The following is a 23984-nucleotide window of genomic DNA, read 5'->3' on the forward strand; positions in this document are numbered from 1 at the left end:
ACCGGGTCCGGCCGGGCGGCCCCCGGCGTGCCGGGGGCCGCCGCCGACCCCCGGCAGGGCGGGGATGATGTCAGCCGGACAGCAGGGGTGGCGGAGACGCGCCGGTCCCGTGCGGGGGTGCGGGAAGTGCCCGTCAGGCCACGAAGCGCGCCCGGCGACGCCGGGCCACCAGGTAGCTGCCGACGCCCGCCACCAGCAGCAGCCCGCCGACGGCGGCCACCAGGCCGGTGGGGGAGCCGGTGATCGGCAGCGAGCCGTCGCCGCCGCCCTGACCGCCCGAGCCGGGATTCACCAGGACCTTCGCGGTGTCGTTGCGCGGGTCGAGGTCCTTGCCCCCGGAGCTGTGCTGCAGCTCGACCTTGCCGGTCAGGGTGCCCGCCCGGTCGATCCGGAACGAGAAAGGCAGGGCGACCCGCTCACCCTTGTGGAGGATGCCGTACTGGTAGCACTCGTACGCGCGGGCACCCGGTTGGCCGTACTCCTCCGGCTGCTGGGCGTCGGCGTCGGTGCAGTTGTCGGGGGCCTTCACGACGGTGACACCCTTGGGCACGGTCAGCCGGATGTTCGCGCCGCCGCCGGAGCCGCCGTTGCCCGACGAGGCCGGCCCCCGGTTGGTGTAGCCGATCTTGACCGGTACTGTCGCGCCCACCTTGCCGGTGACGCGTACCTCGTCGGCAGCCAGGTCGGCCCGCTGCTCGCCGGTGACGGCCAACTCGATGGCGGTCTCGTTGTCGGCCTGCTGGACGTCGGTCTGTGCTGTGCGGGACGTGCCGGCGCGCAGCTTGCCGGCCGGTTCCAGCCGCAGCACCCCGCCGGTGCCCTGCTGGTCGAGGGTGTACTGGTGCCGCACGTCCGCCCAGTCCTGCGGGGTCAGCCAGGTGGCGGTGCCGGTCTGGGTGTTCGGCGCCCAGGCGTCACCGGGCACCGTGACACCGAAACCGCCGCCGACCCGGAACGTCCGGCCCGGCTCGATCGCGTCGTCGAAGGTGCAGGCGAACAGGTTCGGCGTGAAGTGAACCGGACCGCCCACGCTGCTGTAACGGCAGTTCTGGTAGCGCTTCGACGGGGTGAGCCCGTAGGCGCCCAGCACGAGGAGCACCGCGCCCTGCACGGTCTCCTGCCCCCGGTTGTCGACCGACAACGTCGCCGGCACTGTGGCTCCGGGACGACCGCTCAGCTTGACCGCCGGGCCGGACACCAGGTCGACCCCCTCGCCGATGAGCACGGTCGAGTCGTACGTGCGCGTGCCAACGCCGGGAATGGTCACGGTGAACCGGACCCTGCCCTCCCGGCCCAGCGCGGCGTCGGCGCGCGGCCGGATCGACAGGACGAGCAGTGCCGGCGCGTCCTCGCCGAAGGCCGTGCAGGTCAGGATGGTGCCCTCCCGGGTGCAGCTCCCGCCCCCGGGGGTATCCACCTCCGCGAAGGCGTCGACCGCGCCGAAGTCCACGGTGGCGGCGTACCTGCCGGGGGGCGTCTCGCCCGACAGCCGCAGGACCACCGTCTTGCCGGGCCCACGAGGGGCCAGGGTGATGTTGTTGGCGAACATGTCGAACCCGGCCGCCGTAACGTCGGCGGGAGCGTCGGGGCTGGCGGGGGCGGCCGGCGCGGGAGCGGCGGAGGCGGCGACGAACACGCCCATCGCACCGAGCCCGGCCAGCAAACGTCGGATCGCGTGCTTGCGCATCAGCGGGTCCTGTCCTCAGGGAATTCTGGCTGTCGTCACGCAGCGTACGGAATCCGTTCGGATGTGGTCGCCCCGCGACGCCGGGCGGCGGCAGAATGGGCCGAACTGCCGGCGGCTCCACCCCAACGGCCCCCCGGCCACCTCCGTCGCCTGCCACCTGCCCGTGGCCGTCGCCTGTCTGTCGCTGTCGACCGTTGTCCGCCGCGTCAGAGTCGGGGGTCGACCGGCTCCGACTCGCAGGCGAGGATCGCGAAGACCAGCGCGTGTCGACGCCACAGCGGGACGTCGGCGGCGTAGCCGTCCAGGGCGGCCAGGCCGAGCGCGTGCTCGCGCAGCGCCAGGCCCCGCTTGCGGCCCAGCGAGCGGCGACGCAACGCGGCGAGCTGGGCGGGATCGGTGTAACCGGGGCCGTAGATGATCCGTAGGTACTCCCGGCCCCGGCACTTGATCCCCGGCTGGAGCAGCGAACCCCGTGCCGACCGGGCCGCCGGGCCGGCGTACGGCTTGACCACCATCCCCTCGCCGCCCGCCCCGGTCAGCGCCAACCACCAGTCGGTGGCCGCCGTCACCGCCGCATCGTCGGCCAGCTCCACCACCTGCCGTCGGGTCGGCGTGAAGAACTCCGGATCGGCCGCGCAGAGCCGGTCGGCCAACGCCAGGTGCCAGCCGTGGTCCCGGTCGGTGAAGGTCACCTTCGCCCCGGCCAGCACCGCGAACGGCGCCAGCGTCACCCCGCGCAGCCCCTCGGTGGGGGCCACGTACGCCCGGTAGGCCGCCGAGTAGCCCTCGATCTCCGCCCGGCGGGTCGTCATCCGGTCCCGCAGCGCGTCCACCGGCAACCCGCGGGCGCTCGCCGCCTCCAGCGCGTCCAGCGCCGCCGGCAACGCCGCCCGGCCGGCCGCCCCGACCCCGGCGTACTGCTCCCGGATCAGCCCGTCCGCCTTCGCCGACCAGGGCAGCAGCTCACAGTCCAGCAGCAGCCGGTCGGTGCCCAACTCGTCCCACAGCCCGGCCGTGCCGACCGCCGCCCGGACCCGGTCCAGCAGCTCCCCGTCCCACGGCGGGCCGAAGAACGGCCGGCCGGTACGGGTGTGCACCACCCCGCCGCCGAACGGGCCGGGTTCCCGCTCGACCAGCACCACCGCCCGGGAACCCATGTGCTTCTCCTGGCACACCACCCGGTCCACACCGGCCGACCGGTAGTCCCCGAACGCCTGCGCCGGGTGCTCCAGGAACCCCTCCACCGTCGACGTCGAACACGGGGCCATGGTCGGCGGCAACCAGACCAGCCGGCCCGGGTCCACCGCGAACCGGCTCATCACCTCCAGCGCGGCGGCGGCGTTCTCCGCCGGCACGGTCAGCGTCCCGTAGGCGTGCTCCAGGTGCCGACGCCCGGTCACGTCGGCCAGGTCGAGCACGGTGTCCGGGCGGGTCGGCGCGCTGACCAGCGGCCGGGCCGGGGCGTACCACTCGCGCTGGGCGTCGACCGCGACCAGCTCCCGCTCCGGGTAGCGCAGCGCGGTGAGCTTCCCGCCGAAGACGCACCCGGTGTCGACGCAGAGGGTGTTGTTGATCCACTCCGGTGTCGGGGTCGGGGTGTGCCCGTAGACGACCGTGGCCGCACCCCGGTAGTCGCGCGCCCACGGGTAACGCACCGGCAGGCCGTACTCGTCGGTCTCGCCGGTCGTCTCGCCCCAGAGCGCGAACGAGTGGACCCGGCCCGACGCGCGGCCGTGGTAGGCCTCCTTCAACCCGGCGTGCGCTACCACCAGTCGGCCGCCGTCCAGCACGAAGTGGCTGGCCAGGCCGTCGATGAAGGTCGCCGCCCCGGTCACGAACGCCGGGTCCTCGGCGTCGAGCTGCGCCATCGTCTCAGCCAGGCCGTGGGTGAGCTTGACGTCCTGGCCACGCAGCTTGCGCAGCAACTTGTGCTCGTGGTTGCCCGGCACGCAGATCGCGTGCCCGGCCGCCACCATGCCCATCACCAGGCGCAGCACGCCGGGGGAGTCCGGGCCGCGGTCCACCAGGTCACCCACGAAGACGGCGGTACGACCAGCCGGGTGCACCGCGTCCACCGGGCGACCCGCGTCGTCGCGGTGCAGCACGAAGCCCAACCGTGCCAGCAACTCCTCCAGCTCCGCCCGGCAACCGTGCACGTCACCGACGATGTCGAACGGCCCGGTCAGCTCCCGCCGGTCGCTGAACAGCTTCTCCGGTCGGATCCGCGCGGCGTCGATCTCCTCGACCCCCCGCAGCACGTGCACCTTGCGGAACCCCTCCCGGGCCAACTGCCCGTACGACCGGCGCAGGTCATGCTGCATCCGGGCGAGCACCTGCCGGCCGAAATCCCGGTCGGCGCGGGCCTGGGTCCGCTCCCAGGCCAACGCCTCCGGCACGTCCAGCACGATCGCCACCGGGAGGACGTCGTGCTCCCGGGCCACCTGCACCAGCCCGGCGCGGGCGTGCGGCTGGAGGTTCGTCGCGTCGACCACGGTGAGCCGGCCCCGCCGCAGCCGCATACCCGCCACGTGGTGCAGCGCCCCGAACGCGTCGGCCGAGGCGGACTGGTCGTTCTCGTCGTCGGCGACCATCGCCCGGAACGCGTCCGAGGCGAGCACCTGGCTGGGCGCGAAGTGCCGGGCGGCGAACGTGGACTTGCCCGAGCCGGAGACGCCGACCAGCGCCACCAGGGCGAGTTCGGGAATGTCGAGGATGGTCACCGGGTCGTCTCCTGCCTGCCCGTGGCGGTGAGGACGGCGAGTTGGGTGGGGTGGCCCAGCTCGGGGTCGTGGTCGCCGATCCCCCTGATCGTGGCGGTGTAGCCGTACGCGGCGGCCACCCGGTCGACCCACCCGGCGAACTCGGCGCGGGTCCACTCGAACCGGTGGTCGGGATGCCGGAAGCGTCCCGCCGGCAGCCCCTCGTAACGCACGTTGTACTCCGCGTTGGGGGTGGTCACCACGACCGTGCCCGGCCGGGCGTGACCCAGCACGGCATCCTCCAACGCGGGCAGCCGGGCCGGGTCCAGGTGCTCGACGACCTCCATCAGCACCGCCGCGTCGTAGCCGCGCAACCGGTCGTCCCGGTAGGTCAGCGCCGACTGCCACAGCCGGACCCGGTCCTGCTGCCGCTGGGGCAGCCGGTCCAGCCGCAGCCGACGGGCCGCCGTGGTCAACGCCTGGGTGGCGACGTCCACGCCCACCACCTCGGTGTAACGCCGGTCGGCGAGCAACGTGGTGAGCAGCGCGCCGCCGCCACAGCCGAGGTCCAGCACCCGGCTCGCCCCGCTGGCCGCCAGCGCGGCGAGCACCGCCTCGCGTCGCCGTACCGCCAGGGACGCCCGCCGGGGGTCGCCGCCCGCCGGGCCGGTGGCCTCGTCGACACTGTCGTCCGGCGCGGGTACGTCGGCCAGCCGCAACTCGGCCAGCCGGGCCAGCGCCTGCCCGGCCAGCGCCCGCCGGTGCGCCAGGTAGCGGCGGGTGATCAACGTCCGGTCCGGGTGGTCGGCCAGCCAGCCCGCACCGGCCCGCAGCAGCTTGTCGATCTCGTCCGGCGCGACCCAGTAGTGCTTGGCGTCGTCCAGCACCGGCAGCAGGACGTACAGGTGGTTGAGGGCGTCGGCGAGCCGGACCGTGCCGGTCAGGCAGAGGTCGACGTACCGGCTGTCACCCCATTCGGGGTGCTGTTCGTCGAGCGGGAGCGGGGCTGCGGTGACCGCCCAGCCGAGCGGGGCGAACATCCGTACCGCCAGCTCCGCACCGCCCTTGCAGCGCAGCACCGGCACCCGGATGCTCAGCGGGATCGCCGTGCCGGTCAGCTCCGGTCGATCCCGGGACACCCCGCGCAGCGCGGAGCGGAACACCGTGGACAGCGCGGAGGACAACAGGCTGGACGCGGCGTAGGCGCGGTCGTTGACGTACTGCCCGAGGGTGAAGTTCTCCGGGGTGGACGCCGCCCGCCGCCGACCCACCCCGAGGCGTTGCGGGTCGACCTCGACCAGCAGGGCGGCGGTGCACCGCTGCTCCGTCGCCTCCGGGTAGAAGACGTGCGCGGTGCCCGCCGGCAGGTCGAACTCCTGCACCCGGTCGGGGTGCTTGACCAGCAGGTAACCGAGATCGGTCGCCGGCCGGTGGGTGGTGGTCAGGGTGAGCAGCACGCGCCCATGCTCCCAGGGTGGCCGATCCCGCGCCGCCCGGTTTCCCGGCCCCCGAGGTGACGTGACCGGCGACCGGCGCTGTGGGATTCGTGGGCGGTGACGCGGAGCGCCCCGCCGACCCGGGCGGGTCGGCGGGGCGGCGGTGGTGGGGCGGAGGAGCGTCAGGCCACGAAGCGGGTCCGGCGGCGGGCCACCAGGTAACCGCCGAGGCCGGCGGCGAGCAGCAGTCCAGCGAGGACGACGAGGGGCACGGTGGCGCTGCCGGTGATCGGCAGTGAACCGTCCCCGTCCGGCTCTCCGCCACCACTACCGTCGGCAGCCGGCAGGATCACGATCTCCGCCCGGTCGTTGCGGGGATCGGTGTCGGCGTCGATGTCGATGGTCACCGTCCCCGCGGTCCGCCGCGCCAGCCGGTCGACGCGCAGGGTGAACTCGTACGGGATGGTCTCACCGACCCCGGCGAGGTCCCCGGGGCCGCTGCAGGCGTAGGCACGGGCACCCAACTGGCCGTCATGGCCGCCGGGCCAGTCCCCGTCGGTGGGCGGGGCGCACCACCATGGCACGGCGACCGCCGTCGTGCCTTCCGGGATGGTGACCCGCACCAGGGGGACCTCCCGCCAGGTCTCCACCACCGCCGGCCCCAGGTTGCGGAGGCCGACCGTGAACGTCACCCGGTCGCCGACCCGCGCCCGGGCCTGGCCGCCCACGGCGGCGGTGTCGGCCCGCCGGTCGCCGGTGATGGTCACCCGGACATCCGTCCAGCTGTTCGAGGTGTCGGTGTCGGTCCGCGCTGCGGAGGTCTGCGCGACCAGACGCAACTCGCCGCCGGTGCCGGGGGTGGTGGGCGGTAGCGGCTCGCTCGGCTCCTTCTCGACCAGTGCCCAGTCGTCGGTGGTCCACCACTGGAGCCGGTTGGTCACCACCAGACCGGTGCGGGCGATCGGGTACGTATGGAACGGCAGTGACGCGGAGAGCCGGTAGGTGACGCCCGGTTCGAGTTCCGTGTCGAAGTGGCAGATGAGCGGGGTGTTCTCCTGGAAGCGGCAGTTGCGGAACTCGCCGCCGTACTTCAACAGCCAGTCGCTGTGCAGGGTGAGCACGGCGCCGCGGACCGGATCGGGCCCGGCGTTGCGCACGGTGCTGGCCAGTTCGACCCAGTCGCCGGGGTCGACGCTCAGCGCGGTCGTCGGCGCGGTCTGCAGGTCCGTTCCCTCGGTGACGCCGACCGTGATGGTCCGGGTGGTGCTGACCCCGACCGTCGTGGCGACGATGCGCAGCGCGGCCCGCGAGTCCAGTGCCGCATCGGATCGGGCCGCCACCTGGAAGAGCAGGGTCGGCGGCCGGCCCCATTCGTTGAGTTGGGCGATGCAGCGCAGCTTCTCGCCGTGCCGTCCGCAGCCCCAGCCGCGGCTTCCGGCGGTGACGCTGCCGATCGCGTTCACGTCGGACAGGTCCAGGTCGACATGGACCACGATGCCCCTGCGGGCGAGGGGGCCGTCGAAATAGACCCGGACGTCGCCCGTGCCGCTGTGCCCCGGGGCGACCAGCAGGTTCCGGGATGCGACCTGCAGCGTGTCGGCGGCCAGGGCGGTGGTGGGCCCGGTGGCGGTGGGACCGGCCATGGTGGGCGCGGCGGCCCCGGCGGTGGTGGTGGGCGCGGCGGTGGCGAATACGCTGGCGGCGGCGAGCGCGGCGAACCACCGCTGCAGGTGATGCCGGGGCATGGGCTGTCCTCCGGGGAGGTTGCGGAAAGTGGTCAGCCTCTCACGCTGACCGCATTGCGCGTTGCCCCGCCACGCCGACGTCCTCCCGCCCTCAGCGGTAGTCGTCCTCGTCGGCGGTGACCACCCGGGCCTGCTCCATCGCGTCCCAGTCGGCGACCTCCAGGCCCCGGTGCGGCTCGGCGTCGGTCTCGTCCGGGCCGATCACCGCGGCCTGCTCGACCGCGTCGGCCGGCTCGGCCTCCGGGTCGCGCTCCTCCGGGTCGAGGTGGTCGCTCGGGATGAAGTCCTCGTCGGGCTGACCCATCGTCCCTCCCTGGTGCCGGCGGCCTGTCCACCCCACCGTACGGGCTGGGGGCGCAGGTCGCCCGGTGGGCGCGGGAACGCGGGAACGCCCTACCGGGAACGCCGGCCGGTGTCAGGATGGGTCGGTGGGTTTCCTGATCCGGTTGGTGATCACGGCGATCGCGCTGTGGGTCACCACGCTGATCGTGCCCGGGGTCGACGTCACCGGCCAAAACGGCGCGAACACCGCCCTCACCCTGCTCGTGGTGGCGCTGATCTTCGGTGTGGTCAACGCCATCCTCAAGCCGGTGATCAAGGTGGTCGGTTGTGTGTTCTACCTGCTCACCCTCGGGTTGTTCGCGCTGGTGGTGAACGCGTTGCTGTTCCTGCTGACCGATCGGCTCGCGCGCGCCCTCGACCTGCCGTTCCGGGTGGACGGTTTCTGGGCCGCCTTCTGGGGGGCCATCGTGATGGCCGTGGTGACCTGGTTGATCAGCGTCGCCGTGCCCGACCGGTGGGAGCGCCGGTGAGGCCGACGGGTGGACGGTCCCCGGGGCGGTGGTGCCCGCCGTCGCCTCCTGCGGGATACTGCCGACGGTGGACAGCGCGGTCCGGCGCACCGATGGAAGACAGCGGCCAGCGCGGCCGAGAGCGGTAAGTAAGGAGCTTTTCACATGCCCATCGCTTCCCCCGAGGCTTACGCGGAGATGCTGGACCGGGCCAAGGCCGGCCGGTACGCGTACCCCGCGATCAACGTGACCTCGTCGCAGACCCTGAACGCGGCGCTGAAGGGCTTCGCCGACGCGGAGAGCGACGGCATCATCCAGGTCTCCACCGGTGGTGCCGAGTACCTGTCCGGGCCGTCCGTCAAGGACATGGTGACCGGTGCGGTGGCCTTCGCCGCGTACGCGCACGAGGTGGCCAAGAAGTACCCGGTCAACATCGCGCTGCACACCGACCACTGCCCGAAGAACAAGCTGGACGGGTTCGTCCGGCCGCTGATGGCCATCTCCCAGGAGCGGGTGAAGGGCGGCCAGGAGCCGCTGTTCCAGTCGCACATGTGGGACGGCTCGGCCGTGCCGGTGGCGGAGAACCTGCAGATCGCCGCGCAGCTGCTCGACGAGGCCGCCAAGGGCAAGATCGTCCTGGAGATCGAGGTCGGCGTCGTCGGTGGCGAGGAGGACGGCGTCGAGAACGCCATCAACGACAAGCTCTACACCACCGTCGAGGACGGCCTGGCCATGGTCGAGGCGCTGGGCCTGGGCGAGAAGGGCCGCTACATGGCGGCGCTGACCTTCGGCAACGTGCACGGCGTCTACAAGCCGGGCAACGTCAAGCTCCGCCCGGAGATCCTCCACCAGATCCAGGAGGCGGTCGGCGCCAAGTACGGCAAGGACAAGCCGCTCAGCCTGGTCTTCCACGGCGGCTCCGGCTCGCTGCTGGAGGAGATCCGGGAGGCGCTCGACTACGGCGTGGTGAAGATGAACATCGACACCGACACCCAGTACGCCTTCACCCGGCCGGTCGCGGACCACATGCTCCGCAACTACGACGGCGTCCTCAAGATCGACGGCGAGGTCGGCAACAAGAAGCAGTACGACCCGCGTACCTGGGGCAAGCTGGCCGAGGCCGGTCTCGCCACCCGGGTCATCGAGGCGTGCGAGCACCTGCGTTCCACCGGCACCCGGATGAAGTGACAGTTCGTACCCTGTCGACGGCCGGCTCCCCCTCGGGAGCCGGCCGTCGCCGTCGGGGCCCGGCCACGACGGTGGCCGGGACGGCCGTCAGGCGGTCGCGGTGAGCACCCGGACGGCCTCGTGGACGTCGTCGGTGAGGTGGATGCTGGCGGACAGGTCACCGGCCGGCGAACCGGCGAACAGCGGGCGCAACAACGACTCGATCGGCAGCTCCCGGGTCCAGTACGCCCGGTCCAGGAAGACGTACGCCCCGCTCGCGCCGTCCGTGCCGTAGTACGTCTTCGTCGCCGCCTGGAACACCTCCTGCACGGTGCCGGCCCGGCCGGGCGCGAAGACGATCCCGCCCCGGGCCAGCCGCAGGATGGTGTCCTCCCGGATGGCGTTGGAGAAGTACTTGGCGATCCGACCGGCGAACAGGTTCGCCGGTTCGTGCCCGTACAGCCAGGTGGGGATGGCCAGCCCGCCGGAGCGGGCCCAGTCCAGGCCGGCCCCCCGCTGCTGCGGCACGGTGGCGACGTAACGGTCCCGGACCGCCAGCGCGGCGGCCGTGTACCGGTCGTGGTCGGTGAAGTCGGGGGCCACCGCCAGCAGGTCGATCGCGGCGTCCAACTCCCGCGCCGGCCAGGCCGCCAGGAACGCGCCCAGGTTGGCCGCCTCCATCACCCCCGGGCCGCCGCCGGTCACCACCAGCCGGTCGGCCCGTGCCAGCTCCCAACCCAGCACCGCCGCCATCCGGTACGGCACGCTGCCGCGCGGCACCGCGTGCCCGCCCATCACCCCCACCACTGACTGCGGCCCGTGGGTGGACAGCCAGGTCCGGGTCGCATCGGCCAGGGCGTTGTCCACGCCGTGGTCGTGCAACCGCTGACCGAGCGCCTCCTTCACGTCGGGCAGGGCGCCACCGTGGGCACGGAAGTGCGCGTAGACCCGGGTGTCGTACATCCCGACGAACCCGCCGCCGGCGAACCCCTCGGCCAGGTCGGTGGGGGTGTAGAGGTGGGCCGGCTGGGTCGGGTAGGGCAGGCCGGAGAAGGGCGGCACCACGTTCGCCCCGCGCCGGACCAGGTCGGCTCCGACCTCCCGGCCGGCGAACCGGCAGCCCACGAAGAGGGTGCCGGCCACCTCGGTGGCGGTCAGGTCGGGAATCGGATCGAGGTCGAGGCGGAGCCCCTGCACGGTCAAGCCGGCGAGGCTGCCGGCGACCAGGTGCCGGTCGAACTCGGCCCGGGTCTCGATCTCGTCATGACTGGTGTCGTGCGGCGCGATGACGTCCGCGGGAGGTGGGGTCGGCACCCCGCCATCCTGCCCCCACCCCGCCACCACCGCGCGGCGGCGGGGGCACCGACGTCCCGCCCCCACCCTGCGACGGCCGGGGCACCGACGACAGGAGCCCGGCGACCGAGGTCACCGGGCTCCTGCGTAACCGGGTCCTGGGGAGGCTCCGGACCAATAGTTGTAGTGGAAAATATCTCCGTGCGGCATGGGCCGCAGGGCCGACCGGCGGGGCCGCTGGGGTGGATCATCCGAGCCGCGAGGGTCGCCGGTACGACCGCAGGGCCGGTACGGTCGGCCGAGGGTTCACCCGATCGGGTCCCCGGCGTGACGTAGACCTCCACCGTTCAGCCAGCGTATGCACCCGACCCCCTCGCGCGGTGCGGGGCGAAGCGGGTTGAATGGGGCGATGCAGAACCTGTTGCCTGAGCCTCCGGCCACCCTCCTGCCCGTGCACGAAGAGGCGGACGCCGCGCTGGACGCCGCCGCCGAGCAGGGCACCGACGAGGCGTACGCCGAGGTCGCGGCCCGCTTTCCCACCCACAGTGCGGCCTGGGCGGCGCTGGCCACCCGAGCCCTGGACAGCGGCCAGGTGATCGCGGCGTACGCGTACGCCCGCACCGGCTACCACCGTGGCCTGGACCAGTTGCGGCGCAGCGGCTGGAAGGGGCACGGCCCGGTCCCGTGGTCGCACACCCCGAACGAGGGCTTCCTGCGCTGCCTCTACGTCCTGTCCCGGGCCGCCGGGGAGATCGGCGAGGCGGACGAGGCCGCCCGGTGCGCCCAGTTCCTCCGCGACTGCGACCCGGCGGCCGGGGACGCCCTCGCCAGCGCCTGACCGGCCAACCAGCGCCCGACCCGACCGGCTGACTGCCGTCGGGTGGGTCGGCCCGTGGTCACCCGCGTCGGCCGGTCTGACGGGCAGTAGCCCGCCCCGACCGTCGCCGGCCCGCCCCCGACAGCACGTGGGGGCGGGCCGGCGTGTCGGTTCCCGGTGCCGTCGGGGCGATCACCCCGTGGCGTCGTACCGCCGATCGGGCAGTTCAGAGCCCTTCGGCCACCGCTGCGGCGATCTTCAGCCAGGCGTCCCGGGAGGCCGAGGAGAGCCCGCCGTACCGGATCGGCTCGCCGGTGTCGATCAGCCGCTCGTACGGCGCGAGCAGCACCGCCCTGGTCCGGGCGGCGAAGTGTTCCTGGATGGCCGGCAGGTCGATCTCCTTGCGGGACGGCGGCATCGACACCACCGTCACCGCCTGCCGGACGAGCCGGTGCCGGCCGCTCTGTTCCAGATGGTCGAGCATCCGGGCGGCCGTCTCCGCCGAGTCGTTACGGGCCGACATGGTGACCACCAACTGGTCGGTGGCGTCCATCGCGGCCTGCCAGTTCTGCGCCCGGACGTTGTTACCGGTGTCCACGAAGATCAGCTTGTAGAACCGGCTCACCACCTCGCGGATCTCGGCGAACGCCGCCGCCGTCAGCATCTCGCCCCCGGTCGCCGACTCGTCCGAGGCGAGCACGTCGAACATCCCCTCGCCCTGCGAGCGGACGTACTGCGACAGGTCCCCGATCCGGCCGTGCGGCCCCTGGAACTGCCCGAGGTCGCGCAGCATGTCCCGGACCGTACGGGAGTGGAAGTCCTGCTGCGCCCGCATCCCCAGGGTGCCCTGGGTCTCGTTGTTGTCCCAGGCCAGCACGTAGCCGCCGCGTTTCTGCCCGAAGGTCATCGCGAGCAGCAGGATGGCCACCGTCTTGCCGGCGCCGCCCTTGGGGTTGACCACGGTCACCTGGCGCAGCCCGCCGAAGTTGCGGCGCACCATCTCGATGTCCCGCTTCACCTCCTGCTCGTGCTGCCCCGGCGGAAGCTTGACCAGGCCGATCCGGTTGACCACAGCCCGCACGCCCATCGTGGCGATCGGGTCGGCCGGCCGGATCTGCCGGCGGCGGGCGAAGTCCTCGGCGGTCGGCGCGATCCCACTCTCCGGCGACCACCCCAGCTCCGGGTAGCCGGCCGGGGTCGCCGGGTCGGGATAGGCGGCCGGGGGCGTCCCGGCCGAGCCTGGCTGCTCCGGCCAGGACGACCGGTACCAGCCGCCGGGTGACTGCTCGCCGGGTGACTGCTGACCGGGTGACTGCTGGCGGGGCGGCATGGGTCCTTCGGGTCCGATCGACCCCGGTCGGACCGATCCGGGATCTGCCGGTCCGGCTCCGGTGGGCCCGGGGTGATCGGGGCCGGAGCCGCTGATGGGTCCGGGCCATCCGGTGGGACCGGGTGCGGTGAGCAGCGGCGGCGGGAGTGGCGGCGCGGTGGGTGCCGGGAGTGGGGGAACCGCCGGCACGCCTGCTGCTGGCGGGTGTTCCGACGGCGGCTGCGGCTCGGACGACACCGCACCGGGCTCTGCTGTCGATGGGTGGCCAACCGCGCCAACCCCTACGGCCGTACCGGGCACCACCTCGTCGACGCCGCCCGATTCTGCTCCTTCGCCCGGCTGTCCGGCTCTTCCGGACTCCCCGGCCCTGCCCGGTACCTCAGCACCGCTGGCCCGCTCAGCGCCGCCGGTTCCCTCAGCACCGCCGGTCCACCCAGCACCATCCGGTGCGCTGCCTCTGCCCGGATCCTCGGCCCTGCCGGGTTCTTCGGCTCCGACCGAGAGCCGTTGGGGCGGCAGCGCCCATGGGGATTCACTCCGGCCCGCCGGCTGTGTCGGTATCGCCGGCACGCCTGTCGCATCCGATCCAGCATCGTGGATCTTGGAGGATTTCGGCCCCTGGAGGGGCCCGAACCTTCCAAGATTCAATTCGGTCGGGTCAGTTCCGTGGGGCACGACGTTTCCGTTGCTCGGGTGGGCCGGTGGGACGGGGTGGGGCGGGCCGTTGCGAGGGCTCGGCGGGTGCACATCCGTCGACGGACCGGGCAGCTGGCCAGGTCCGGCCGGCGGCGACGGGGGGCCGGCGAGCGACGGGTCCAGGGTGAAGGGCAGATCGAGGTCCACCCGCCCGGACCGGCCCCGCCCTGCCCGCCGCTCCGGCCTGCGGTGTTCCGCCGGTTCTTGGTGTTCTGCCGGCCCCCGGTGCGCCCTCGGGGCGTGGTGTTCCGCCGATCCCTGATACCCCGCCGACGGGGTGGGGTGCGGGTCGTCGTGCCTGGGCGGGGGGTGGTATCCGGCCTGGTCGTCGTATCCGGAGGAAGGGGCGTATCCGGTCGGGGTGTCGTAGCCGGGGAGGCCGTCGTACCTCGGTGGGAGGTTCGGGGTGGGGGTCGGGTCCGGGTGGGCGGGTGTCCAACCGTCCCCGGGCGGGGCCCAGCCACCGTCGGTAGGTGTCGGAGTCACCTCCGCCGAGAGCGACGGGTACGCCGTCGGCGGGAAGGCCGGCGGGGGTTCACCGGCCCAGTGCGGCACCGGTTCGGCCGGGTCCGGCGGCCAGAGCGGTTCGATGTCCCGCTCCGGCACCGGCTGCTGGCCGGGCAGTCCTGCCCGGTCGGCGTTGTCGTCCACCACGGCTCCTCCCCATTCCTCCCGCCGAGGATAGGCCGTCCCGTTCCCGTCACGCCGGGTGACGACACGCGGGTGGTGGTCAGCCCGTGAAGACCGCCCAGGCCCCGGGCTCGGTCCACCAGGACCGCTTCCGGCTCAACTCGCCCTCGACCCCGTCGTCGAGGAAGGGCACCCGTTCGTCGCGGGGGATCACGGCCACCGCCCGGCCCCGGGCCCGGCGTACCTCGTAGCGGATCTTCTTCTTCCTACCCAACGTGGCGCGGGTCGGCACGGGAACGGCCACCGCGACCTCCACCAGACCGTCGGTCGGGTCGCCGGTGGTGAGCAACGGCAGCGAGTCGAGGGTCGCGTACCCGCCGGCATTGCCGATCGCGCAGGCCAGGATCGGGTCCGCGCCGTCGGTGAGCACCGCGTCGTCCACCTCCACCCGGCCACGCCAGTGCAGCGGCCGGCCCGCGTCGTCGGCCGCGCCGAGCAACGCGCCGTCCAGGGTCACCGAGCCGCCGTCGTTGCGCAGCAGGTCGAGCCGGCGTACGCCGCCGTCGAGCACGGCCGCCGCCACCGCCGCCGGGTCCCGGGGCAGGCCGAGCTGCGCGGCCAGGTCCCGGTGCGGGCCACCCCGGGCCGGATCGAGCGGGAGTACGCCGATCGGCGGCAGGTCGGGCACCGTACGGTTGCCGGCCAGCTCGGCGGGGCGGCGGCTTGGCGGTGGGGCGTACCGGCGGACCAGCCGACGCACGACGGCGCGCAACTGGGCGTCGCTGGCGGTGGCGACGACCAGCCGGACCTTGCTGTCCGGGTCGGGCCAGGTGAGGCCGTCGGGGCGGGCCGGAGCGTCCAGCCGGGCCAGCACCTCGTCGACCTCGGCGTCGGAGCGGGCGATGACCGTCTCCACCCGGGCACCCCGGGCGGTCAACGCGTCCGCGCAGGCCAGCACCGGCACGCGCGGTGTCTCGCAGCGCTCCCCGCCCGGCTCGGCGGGCGGCTTCCCGGTGGGGTCGGAGGTGCCGCCGCAGCAGGCGTCGCCGCTGCCACAGCCTCCACCGGGAGCGTCCCGCTCCGAGCCGAGGGTGAGCAGCACCACGTCGTACAAACCGGGCCTCCTGACCTCCGACGCGAACCCCTGCTGGCCACGCCGTCCCTACTTGTTAGCCTGACACCCCGGGCTCGCCAACCGGTCGCCACCTGGCACCCGAGCCTTCTGGAGGCGGATAAGATGCCAGCGATCGTGCTCATCGGCGCTCAGTGGGGCGACGAGGGCAAGGGCAAGGTTACCGACCTGCTGGGTGAGCGGGTCGACTACGTCGTGCGCTACTCCGGCGGCAACAACGCCGGCCACACCGTGATCACCCCGGACGGGCAGAAGTACGCGCTGCACCTGATGCCGTCGGGCGCGCTCTCACCGAGCGCCATGATCGTCATCGGCAACGGGGTGGTGGTCGACCCGAAGGTGCTGCTCGCCGAGATCGACGGGCTCGCCGAGCGCGGGGTGGACGTGTCCCGGCTGCGGATCTCCGGCGACGCGCACCTGATCATGCCGCACCACCGCGCGCTGGACCGGGTGGTGGAGCGCTACCTCGGGTCCGCCCGGATCGGCACCACCGGGCGGGGCATCGGCCCGGCGTACGGCGACAAGGTCGCCCGGATGGGCATCCGGCTCCAGGACCTGCTCGACCCGGGCATCCTGCGCAAGAAGCTGGAACTCGCGTTGCGCGAGAAGAACCAGCTGCTGTTCAAGGTCTACAACCGCAAGGCGATCGACGTCGAGGAGACCGTCGAGGAGTACCTGCGGTACGCGGAGCGGCTGCGGCCGTACATCGCCGAGACCCGGGTGATGCTCTGGGACGCCCTGGACCGGGGCGAGACGGTGCTGCTGGAGGGTGCCCAGGCCACCATGCTCGACATGGACCACGGCACCTACCCCTTCGTGACCTCGTCGAACCCGACGGCCGGTGGGGCGTGCGTGGGTGCGGGCATCCCGCCGACCGCGATCACCGGGGTCATCGCGGTGAGCAAGGCGTACACCACCCGGGTCGGGTCCGGCCCGTTCCCGACCGAGCTGTTCGACGACAACGGCCAGCACCTGCGCAAGATCGGTCACGAGTACGGCACCACCACCGGCCGGGAGCGCCGCTGCGGCTGGTTCGACGCCGTGGTGGCCCGGTACTCCTGCCGGCTCAACGGCGTCACCGACCTGGTGATCACCAAGCTGGACGTGCTCACCGGCCTGCCCAAGGTGCCGCTCTGCATCGGGTACGAGATCAACGGCGAACGCTTCGACGACATGCCGATGACGCAGACCGACTTCCACCACGCCACCCCGATCTATGAAGAGCACGACGGTTGGTGGGAGGACATCAGCAAGGCGCGCACCGAGGACGAGCTGCCGGAGAACGCCCGCCGCTACATCGCCCGCATCGAGGAAATCACCGGCACCCGCGTCAGCGTGGTAGGCGTAGGCCCCGGCCGCGAAGAAAACGTGGTCCGCCACCCACTCCTCCCCTAACCCGCCCCGCCCCGGCCTCTGCCCCGCCCCGCCTGGGTGATCAAGAGGTTTGCGTCATGAGAGTGCTCGTATTTGACGTAAACCTCTTGATCACCAGCTGAGTCGCGGAAGTTATCCACAGATTTATCCACAGGGGTCGAAGTGCCTGTGGGTGGCGGGTGAGGGTGGGGCGGTGATGCCGCTCGAACTCATCCATCGTGTCGCCCTCGGGCAGGACGGGATGGTCACCACGTCGCAGGCCCTCGCGGCCGGTCTGACCCGTGACCACATCAGACAGCTCTGCCGCTCCGGCCGGTGGAGACGGCTGTCCCGTGGTTGCTTCGTGCCGGGCGGGCAGCCACCCGATGCGGTCACCGGCCGGATCCGCATCCGGGCGGCGGTGGTCAGCCTCGGTCCGCGAGCCTTCGCGGTCCTCGACAGCGCGCTGGAGCTGCACGGCATCGCCGTACCGCGCCGGAGCTCCGCCGTCCACGTCTCGGTGCCCGTGGACCGCCCCCGGCCGCAGCGGCTCACCGATCCCTCACTCGTGGTCCACCAACTGACCGTGCGCCCCGATGACATCGTCGACGTGGCAGGCATCCCCACGACATCACCCTTGCGTACGGTGACGGATGCGATTCTTCGGCTGGACCGGTACCCGGCCGTGTCGGTGCTCGACTCGGCGTTGAACCGAGGGCTCGTCACCCCGGAGGACCTGGCGACCGCACCGGCGCTGATCCGAGGCCGACGAGGCGCCCCGGCGGCCAGGAGTCATCTCGGCGAGGCGGACGGGCGGGCCCAGTCACCCCTGGAGACCTGGGCACGACTGCGGTGCGTCGACGGGGGTGTTCCACCCGACGCGCTGCAACAGGAGGTGCGCGACGAGGACGGCCATCTGCTCGGCATCGGTGACCTGGGTTGGCGTGCCGCCCGGCTGATCGCCGAGGCCGACGGAATGGGCCCGCACGGTACGCCGGAGGCACTCTTCACCGATCGTCGCCGGCAGAACCGCCTGGTCAACGCAGGCTGGCGAATCCTCCGATTCACCTGGTCCGACGCTCTCCGCCCGGACTGCATCCCCCACACGGTCCGCCAGGCCATGTCCGCCACCCGCAGCCCACCCCGCTCCAGAACCCCGCACTAGCCCACCCCCCCACCCCCCACCCCCGCACTCCTCCACCCCTCCACCCCTCCACCCCGCCCTGCCCACTCCGCCCCTCCCAGCCCGGTGATCAAGAGGTCTGCGTCAGTCGATCAAGAGGTTTACGTCAAAGTTGATCTCCAACTTGACCTAAACCTCTTGATCACCGGGGGCGAGCCGAGCAGGGCGAGGCGGGGAGAGCCGGGGTGGGGTGGGGAGGATGGGGTGGGTTGGGGGGTGGTGGGTAGGATTCGTCGCCGTGCGCGTACTTCTTCTGGGTGGTGGCGGGCGGGAGCATGCGCTCGCGCTGGGGTTGGTCGAGGATCCGGCTGTCGAGGTCCTGTTCGCGGCACCCGGTAACCCGGGGATCGCGGGTGTGGCGGAGCTGCGGCAGGTCGATCCGGTCGATCCGGCCGGGGTCGCCGAGTTGGCCGTGGAGGTCGGTGCCGACCTGGTGGTGATCGGGCCGGAGGCACCGCTGGTGGCCGGGGTGGCCGACGCGGTACGCGCCAAGGGCATCCCCGCGTTCGGCCCGTCGGCCGAGGCGGCCCGGCTGGAGGGGTCGAAGACCTTCGCCAAGGAGATCATGACGGCTGCGGGGGTGCCGACCGCCCGCGCGTACACCTGCACCGATGCGGAGAGCGTCGGGCGGGCGCTGGATGAGTTCGGGACGCCGTACGTGGTGAAGAACGACGGCCTGGCCGCCGGCAAGGGGGTGGTGGTCACCGACGACCGGGCCGCCGCGCTGCGGCACGCGCAGGAGTGCGGCCGGGTGGTGATCGAGGAGTACCTGTCCGGTCCCGAGGTGTCGCTCTTCGTGGTGACCGACGGTGAGGCCGCCCTGCCGCTGCTGCCCGCGCAGGACTTCAAGCGGGTCGGCGACGGCGACGCCGGCCCGAACACCGGCGGCATGGGGGCGTACGCGCCGCTGCCGTGGGCGCCGTCCGGCCTGGTCGACGAGGTGATGGCCGACGTGGTCCACCCGACGCTGGCCGAGATGCGCCGTCGGGGCACCCCGTTCGGCGGCCTGCTCTATGTCGGGCTGGCGCTCACCGCCGCCGGTCCCCGGGTGATCGAGTTCAACGCCCGCTTCGGTGACCCGGAGACCCAGGTGGTGCTGGCGCTGCTGGAGACGCCACTGGCCGGGCTGCTGCACGCCGCCGCGACGGGCACGCTGGCTGCGCACCCGCCGCTGCGCTGGCGTACCGGTGCGGCCGTCACCGTCGTGGTCGCGGCCGAGGGCTATCCGGCCACGCCGCGCACCGGTGACGTGATCACCGGTGCCGACCACCCGGGGGTCATCCACGCCGGCACCGCCCGCCGGGCCGCGGACGGCGCGCTGGTCTCCGCCGGTGGCCGGGTCCTCTGCGGTACGGCCACCGGCCCGGACCTGACCGCCGCCCGCGATGCCGCCTACGCCTTGGTACGCGGCATCGAGCTGGCGGGTTCGCACCATCGTGGTGACATCGCCGCCACCGCGATCGACGGCCGGATCACCGTCCCGGACTGATTCCCGGGCGGCTGCCGACTCACCGTCCGGGGCTGCCTGCTGATCCTGGCCTCGCTGGTGCTGCTGGTGACCGCTGGTGGTGCAGCGGGCCTGTCCAGGGGCGGTCACCGGATCACCGGCCCGGCGACGGGCGTCGCCGGGCCACCGGGTCGTCCTCCGGGCCAGCCGTCAGAGCAGGGACAGGGCGGCGGTGATGACCCGTTGGGCGGTCGCACCGAGTTCCTCGCCCTTGGCGTCGGTGCCGGTGATCGAGTACTCCACCCGGAACCGGCCGTCCCGGGTGGAGGCGACTCCGGCGAGGTAGCCGTACCGGGAACCGGTCTTGATCCACAGGGTCTCGCCGTCGGGCAGCGGGAACGCGGTGAGGCCGACGCTGTAGCGGGCCGGTCCGCCGCTCACGTCCCGGACGGCCGGCAGGGTGAACATCGTGTTCAGCTGGGCCGGCGGCACCATCCGGCCGGCGAACAGCGCCGTGTAGAAGGTGTCCAGGTCGGTCAGGCTGGAGATGACGTTGCCGGCGGCCGGGGTGAAGGTCTGACTCCAGGTGGTGACGTCCACCAGTTCCGTCCGACCGTCCCGTACGACGGTCTGGTAGCCGTGGGCGTGCGGGCCACGGATGCGCGGGTCGTCGCCCGGCGCGTAGGTGTCGTGCAGGCCGAGCGGCCGGGCGATCCGCCAGTCCAGCTCCGTCGCGTAGGAGTGGCCGGTGATCTTCTCGATGATCATTCCGGCGACGATGTAGCCCATGTTGGTGTAGTGCTGCTTCGTGCCGGGGTCGAACTCGCGGGGGTGGTGCAGCCCGAGCCGGACCAGCTGTTCCGGGGTCCACCGGTCGTACCGGTGGGCGAGCTGCCACTCGATGCCGTCGGGAACGCTGGGGCTGGGCAGCCCGTTGGTGTGGTCGAGGAGTTGTCGGACGGTGACGGTCGGGTAGTCGGCGGGGAGCAGCCCGGGAAGGAGCCGCTGCACCGGCGCGTCGAGGTCGATCCGCCCCTCGGCGGCGAGTTGCAGCACCAGCACGGCGGTGAAGGTCTTGGTGACGCTGCCGACCCGGAACCGGGCGTGCGGCGGCACGGGTGCCTGGCTGCGTAGGTCCCGTACGCCGCTGGTGCCGGTCCAGCAGCCGTCCGGGGTGGTGATCCGGACCTGGGCGCTGGTCGCGTCGGCCTGGGGTAACCCGGCTATCGCCTGCTGGACGGGGGTCGGGTCGAGGGTGCCGGGTCGGCAGCCCGAACCACCGCGACGCCCGTCCGAACCGGAGCCGGAGGCGGTGGAACCAGAGGCGGCGGCGGGAGCAGGGACGGGGGCGGCTGCGGCGAGCGTACCGGGCGTCGTGACGCCGAGCAGGGCGCCGAGCGTGGTGGCGACGAGGACGGTACGCCGATTCATGATCTTCATGGCGTCGAGCCTGCCGGTCACGGGGAGCGACGACATCGGGGAGAGTCCCCCGCCGCACCCCGATCGTCGGCTCGGGGAGACCACCCCGGCCGGCGGCCCGCCATCGGAGCCCACCCGGGCACCCGCCGGTCCTGCGCCGGCAGTGACCTCGCCCGGCGCTCGTCGGCCCACCCGCAGACCGTCGCCCCGCGGGTCAGGGGCGGGTCAGCCGTAGTAGCGGCGGAGTTCCCGGGTGAGCACCTTGCCGGTGGCGTTACGCGGCAGGTACTTCACGAAGATCACATCCCGGGGTACGGAGAACCGGGCCAGGTAGTGCCGGACGTACTCGCGTACCGCCTCGGGGTCGAGGGTCTCGCCGGGGTGCAGGGCGAGGAAGGCGGCGAGCCGTTGGCCGTACTCCGGGTCCGGCACGCCGAGCACGGCGGCCTCGCGGACCTGCGGCAGCCGGACGAGCAGGTCCTCCAGCTCGGACGGGAAGACGTTCTCCCCGCCGGAGACGATCATGTCGTCGGCCCGGCCGTCGACGAAGAGCAGCCCGTCGGCGTTGACCCGGCCGAGGTCACCGGTGTCGAGCAGCCCGTCGTGGGTCTCCCGGCGGGCCCCCGAGGTGTAGCCCTCGAACAGCATCTCGTTGCCCACCAGGATCCGGCCGACCCGCCCGGCCGGCACCGGAACGCCGTCGGCGTCGAGGATCTCCAGCCGGGTGCCGTGCGGGGGGCGACCGGCGGTGGTCGGTGCCCGGCGCAGCTCGGCGGGGCCGGCGATGGCGGCCCAGGACACCTCGGTCGAGCCGTACAGGTTGTAGAGGACGTCACCGTAGGTGTCCATGAACCGGGTGGTGAGGTCGCCGGGCAGCGTCGAGCCGCTGACCGCGACCACCGTCAGTGCCGGCCGGGGTTCCGGTGCCGGCACGTCGAGCAGGCGTTGCAGCATCACCGGTACGGCGAAGAGCCCCTGACACCGGTGCGTCACGAGCGCGTCCAGCGTGGCGGCCGGGTCGAACCGGCGGTGCAGCACGATGGTGGCGCGCAGCGCGAAGGCGACCTGGAGTGCGGCGTACCCCCAGGTGTGGAAGATCGGGGCGGCGATCAGCACGGTGTCCCGGGCGTGCAGCGGGATCCGGTCGATGATGGACACCAGTGGGCCGAAGCCGGTCGGGACGGGCCGGCGGGCGCCCTTGGGGGTGCCGGTGGTGCCGGAGGTCAGCACGATGGTCCGGCCGTCCTGGTCGGGCGGGGCGAGCCGGTCGCCGGGGAGCGCGGCGGCGATCAGGTCGGTGAGCCCGTGTTCGTCGACCCGGTGCACCTCGGCGGGGATGCCGAGGACCCGCTCGGCGAACTCGGTGTCGTGCACCAGCAGCTTGAGGCGTTGCTCCTCGGCGACGGTGGCGAGCTGTGCGGCGGACAGCCCGGTGTTGACCAGCACCGCGTCGGCGCCGAGCAGGGTGGCGGCGACGATGCCCTCGACGAGCCAGTGGTGGTTGCGACACAGCAACCCGACCCGGTCCCCGGCCTGCACGCCGAGCCCGCTGCGCATCGACCTGGCCAGCCGCTCGGCCCGGTCGAGCAGTTCCCGGTAGGTGAGTTCGTGGCCGTGCTCGTCGACGACGGCGACCCGGCCGGGGTCCCGGGCGGCGGCCTGCCGCAGTTCGCCGGCCATCCCCCAGCCCCACCTGCGCAGCGCGCTGAGTTGTGCGGCGACCCGGACGGGGCGGCCGGGGTTGAGCAGCCCCCGCTTGGTCAACGTGGCCACGATGAACGGCAGGTCCATTCGGCGGGCCTCCTTCGGGGTGCGACGTGGGCCCGGCCTGGGCCCTCACCAGGGACTCCTTTCCCGATCATGCGTCGTTGCCGGCCGACCGCCCAGTCGGCGTCGCCCGTCGTGGACAACTGGTGACCGGGCCGTCGACCGGCAGCGACGGTCAGCGGATCTGGACGCCGGAGATGGCGCGGGAGATGACCAGCCGCTGGATCTCGGAGGTGCCCTCGAAGATGGTGTAGATCTTGGCGTCCCGGTACCAGCGCTCGACCGGGTGGTCGCGCAGGAAGCCCGCCCCGCCGAGCAGTTGCACCGCCCGGTCGGTCACCGAGACGGCCACCTCGCCCGCCTTGAGCTTGGACATCGAGCCCTCGCCGGCGGTGAACGGCCGGTTGTTGCGGCCCATCCAGGAGGCCCGCCAGACCAGCAGCCGGGCGGCGTCGATCTCCATCCGCATGTCGGCCAGGGCGAACGCGACGGCCTGGTTCTCGATGATCGGCCGGCCGAACTGGACCCGGTCCTTGGCGTAGTCGAGGGCGTACTCGTAGGCGGCCCGGGCCACCCCGAGGGCCTGCGCGCCGACGGTCGGCCGGGACAGCTCGAAGGTGCGCATCGCGGCCTGGCCGCTGGCCCGCTGGCCGGACCGGGCCCGCGCCAGGCGCTCGTCCAGCGCGTCCTTGCCGCCGAGCAGGCAACGCCCCGGCACCCGGACGTCGTCGAGGAACACGTCGGCGGTGTGCGAGGCGCGCAGGCCGAGCTTCTTGAGCTTGCGGGTCGCGTGCAGCCCGGCCGTCCCCGGCGGTACGACGAACGCGGCCTGCCCGCGCGAGCCCAGTTCGGGCGCGACGGAGGCGGTGACCACGTGCACGCCGGCGATCCCGCCGTTGGTGGCGTACGCCTTCTGCCCGCGCAGCACCCACTCGTCGGTGGCCTCGTCGTAGACGGCGCGGCTGCGCATGGCCGAGACGTCGGAGCCGGCCTCCGGCTCGGTGGTGCAGAACGCGGCGACGGCGGGTGCGTCGACGGTGCCGAAGCACTGCGGCACCCATTCGACCATCTGGTCGGGGGTGCCGGTGCCATAGATGGCGGCCACCGCCAGCGCGGTGCCGAAGAGGCTCAGGCCGATGCCGGCGTCGCCCCAGAAGAGTTCTTCACTGGCGATCGGCAGGGACAGGCCGGTGGGGTCGGCCCAGCAGGTGGCGAGGAACTCGAAGCCGTACAGGCCGACCTTGGCCGCCTCCTGGATGATCGGCCAGGGGGTCTCCTCCCGGGCGTCCCACTCGGCGGCGGCCGGGCGCACGACCTCGGCGGCGAAGCCGTGCACCCAGTCCCGCAGATCCCGCTGTTCCTCGTTCAGGTCGAGCGAGAATTCGGCCATCG

At 73.0% G+C, this 23984-nt stretch carries 16 protein-coding genes and 1 pseudogene; 6 read left to right on the forward strand and 11 right to left on the reverse strand.

Annotation, left to right across the window (positions count from 1 at the left end):
• Positions 1-133 precede the first annotated feature (133 nt).
• The 5 genes from ACQP1S_RS01000 to ACQP1S_RS01020 form a co-directional block, all read right to left on the reverse strand.
• Positions 134-1687 carry an LPXTG cell wall anchor domain-containing protein gene (locus ACQP1S_RS01000; protein WP_432902116.1) on the reverse strand — a complete coding sequence of 518 codons (1554 nt, stop codon included), beginning with the start codon at positions 1685-1687 and terminating at the stop codon, positions 134-136.
• Positions 1688-1893: 206 nt separating this feature from the next.
• Positions 1894-4407, reverse strand: coding sequence for a polynucleotide kinase-phosphatase (locus ACQP1S_RS01005; protein WP_432902118.1), 2514 nt, complete (start codon positions 4405-4407; stop codon positions 1894-1896).
• A complete protein-coding gene (locus ACQP1S_RS01010) occupies positions 4404-5843 on the reverse strand; it encodes a 3' terminal RNA ribose 2'-O-methyltransferase Hen1 (RefSeq protein WP_432902120.1) in 1440 nt (479 codons plus the stop codon). Before ACQP1S_RS01010 ends, ACQP1S_RS01005 begins: the two co-directional genes overlap by 4 nt.
• 161 nt (positions 5844-6004) lie before the next feature.
• The gene (locus tag ACQP1S_RS01015) at positions 6005-7567 is read right to left on the reverse strand and encodes an LPXTG cell wall anchor domain-containing protein (RefSeq protein WP_432902122.1); all 1563 of its coding nucleotides are present in this window, start codon (positions 7565-7567) and stop codon (positions 6005-6007) included.
• A gap of 91 nt (positions 7568-7658) precedes the next feature.
• Positions 7659-7871: a hypothetical protein gene (locus tag ACQP1S_RS01020; RefSeq protein WP_091252178.1), complete on the reverse strand. Its 213-nt coding sequence runs from the start codon at positions 7869-7871 to the stop codon at positions 7659-7661.
• Positions 7872-7995: 124 nt separating this feature from the next.
• Between ACQP1S_RS01020 and ACQP1S_RS01025 the strand changes: the two genes are divergently transcribed.
• Positions 7996-8379, forward strand: a complete 384-nt coding sequence (locus ACQP1S_RS01025; RefSeq protein ID WP_432902124.1) for a phage holin family protein — start codon at positions 7996-7998, stop codon at positions 8377-8379.
• Between the two features lie 144 nt (positions 8380-8523).
• Positions 8524-9546: a class II fructose-bisphosphate aldolase gene (gene fbaA, locus ACQP1S_RS01030; protein WP_091252172.1), complete on the forward strand. Its 1023-nt coding sequence runs from the start codon at positions 8524-8526 to the stop codon at positions 9544-9546.
• A gap of 87 nt (positions 9547-9633) precedes the next feature.
• On the opposite strand, the gene ACQP1S_RS01035 is transcribed toward fbaA, so the two are convergent.
• Positions 9634-10839, reverse strand: coding sequence for an LOG family protein (locus ACQP1S_RS01035; protein ID WP_432902127.1), 1206 nt, complete (start codon positions 10837-10839; stop codon positions 9634-9636).
• Positions 10840-11227: 388 nt separating this feature from the next.
• On the opposite strand from ACQP1S_RS01035, the gene ACQP1S_RS01040 reads away from it, so the two are divergent.
• Positions 11228-11656, forward strand: a complete 429-nt coding sequence (locus ACQP1S_RS01040) for a DUF3151 domain-containing protein (protein WP_091252168.1) — start codon at positions 11228-11230, stop codon at positions 11654-11656.
• 205 nt (positions 11657-11861) lie between these two features.
• Here the strand turns inward: ACQP1S_RS01040 and ACQP1S_RS01045 are convergent.
• Together ACQP1S_RS01045 and ACQP1S_RS01050 are read right to left on the reverse strand one after the other, a co-directional pair.
• Positions 11862-13280 (reverse strand): annotated as a pseudogene (locus ACQP1S_RS01045) (chromosome partitioning protein); the annotation flags it as partial.
• A gap of 1111 nt (positions 13281-14391) precedes the next feature.
• Positions 14392-15405 (reverse strand): hypothetical protein, encoded by a 1014-nt coding sequence (locus tag ACQP1S_RS01050; RefSeq protein ID WP_363671559.1) that lies wholly within the window; start codon positions 15403-15405, stop codon positions 14392-14394.
• A gap of 123 nt (positions 15406-15528) precedes the next feature.
• Here ACQP1S_RS01050 and ACQP1S_RS01055 point away from each other — a divergent pair, with 123 nt between their 5' ends.
• The 3 genes from ACQP1S_RS01055 (at position 15529) to purD (ending at position 19448) form a co-directional block, all read left to right on the forward strand.
• Positions 15529-16818 carry an adenylosuccinate synthase gene (locus ACQP1S_RS01055; RefSeq protein WP_432902130.1) on the forward strand — a complete coding sequence of 430 codons (1290 nt, stop codon included), beginning with the start codon at positions 15529-15531 and terminating at the stop codon, positions 16816-16818.
• Positions 16819-16993: 175 nt separating this feature from the next.
• Positions 16994-17941: a type IV toxin-antitoxin system AbiEi family antitoxin domain-containing protein gene (locus ACQP1S_RS01060; protein ID WP_432902132.1), complete on the forward strand. Its 948-nt coding sequence runs from the start codon at positions 16994-16996 to the stop codon at positions 17939-17941.
• 256 nt (positions 17942-18197) lie between these two features.
• Positions 18198-19448, forward strand: coding sequence for a phosphoribosylamine--glycine ligase (gene purD, locus ACQP1S_RS01065; protein ID WP_432902134.1), 1251 nt, complete (start codon positions 18198-18200; stop codon positions 19446-19448).
• 168 nt (positions 19449-19616) lie between these two features.
• Here purD and ACQP1S_RS01070 read toward each other — a convergent pair whose 3' ends face one another.
• From ACQP1S_RS01070 to ACQP1S_RS01080, 3 genes are all read right to left on the reverse strand, one after another.
• Positions 19617-20846 carry a serine hydrolase domain-containing protein gene (locus ACQP1S_RS01070; protein ID WP_432902136.1) on the reverse strand — a complete coding sequence of 410 codons (1230 nt, stop codon included), beginning with the start codon at positions 20844-20846 and terminating at the stop codon, positions 19617-19619.
• 204 nt (positions 20847-21050) lie between these two features.
• Positions 21051-22616 (reverse strand): AMP-binding protein, encoded by a 1566-nt coding sequence (locus tag ACQP1S_RS01075; protein WP_432902138.1) that lies wholly within the window; start codon positions 22614-22616, stop codon positions 21051-21053.
• Positions 22617-22767: 151 nt separating this feature from the next.
• On the reverse strand, positions 22768-23982 hold the full coding sequence (locus tag ACQP1S_RS01080) for an acyl-CoA dehydrogenase family protein (RefSeq protein WP_432902140.1): 1215 nt from the start codon (positions 23980-23982) through the stop codon (positions 22768-22770).
• Positions 23983-23984: the final 2 nt, after the last annotated feature.

The organism is Micromonospora matsumotoense, assembly GCF_050951065.1.
Lineage (GTDB): Bacteria > Actinomycetota > Actinomycetes > Mycobacteriales > Micromonosporaceae > Micromonospora > Micromonospora matsumotoensis.

Excerpts from the sequence above, each read along its gene's own strand:
- ACQP1S_RS01000 (WP_432902116.1), bottom strand. The coding sequence starts at position 1,687 with ATGCGCAAGCACGCGATCCGACGTTTGCTGGCCGGGCTCGGTGCGATG.
- ACQP1S_RS01015 (WP_432902122.1), bottom strand. The coding sequence starts at position 7,567 with ATGCCCCGGCATCACCTGCAGCGGTGGTTCGCCGCGCTCGCCGCCGCC.
- ACQP1S_RS01020 (WP_091252178.1), bottom strand. The coding sequence starts at position 7,871 with ATGGGTCAGCCCGACGAGGACTTCATCCCGAGCGACCACCTCGACCCG.
- fbaA (WP_091252172.1), top strand. The coding sequence starts at position 8,524 with ATGCCCATCGCTTCCCCCGAGGCTTACGCGGAGATGCTGGACCGGGCC.
- ACQP1S_RS01040 (WP_091252168.1), top strand. The coding sequence starts at position 11,228 with ATGCAGAACCTGTTGCCTGAGCCTCCGGCCACCCTCCTGCCCGTGCAC.
- ACQP1S_RS01055 (WP_432902130.1), top strand. The coding sequence starts at position 15,529 with ATGCCAGCGATCGTGCTCATCGGCGCTCAGTGGGGCGACGAGGGCAAG.
- ACQP1S_RS01060 (WP_432902132.1), top strand. The coding sequence starts at position 16,994 with ATGCCGCTCGAACTCATCCATCGTGTCGCCCTCGGGCAGGACGGGATG.
- ACQP1S_RS01070 (WP_432902136.1), bottom strand. The coding sequence starts at position 20,846 with ATGAAGATCATGAATCGGCGTACCGTCCTCGTCGCCACCACGCTCGGC.
- ACQP1S_RS01075 (WP_432902138.1), bottom strand. The coding sequence starts at position 22,616 with ATGGACCTGCCGTTCATCGTGGCCACGTTGACCAAGCGGGGGCTGCTC.
- ACQP1S_RS01080 (WP_432902140.1), bottom strand. The coding sequence starts at position 23,982 with ATGGCCGAATTCTCGCTCGACCTGAACGAGGAACAGCGGGATCTGCGG.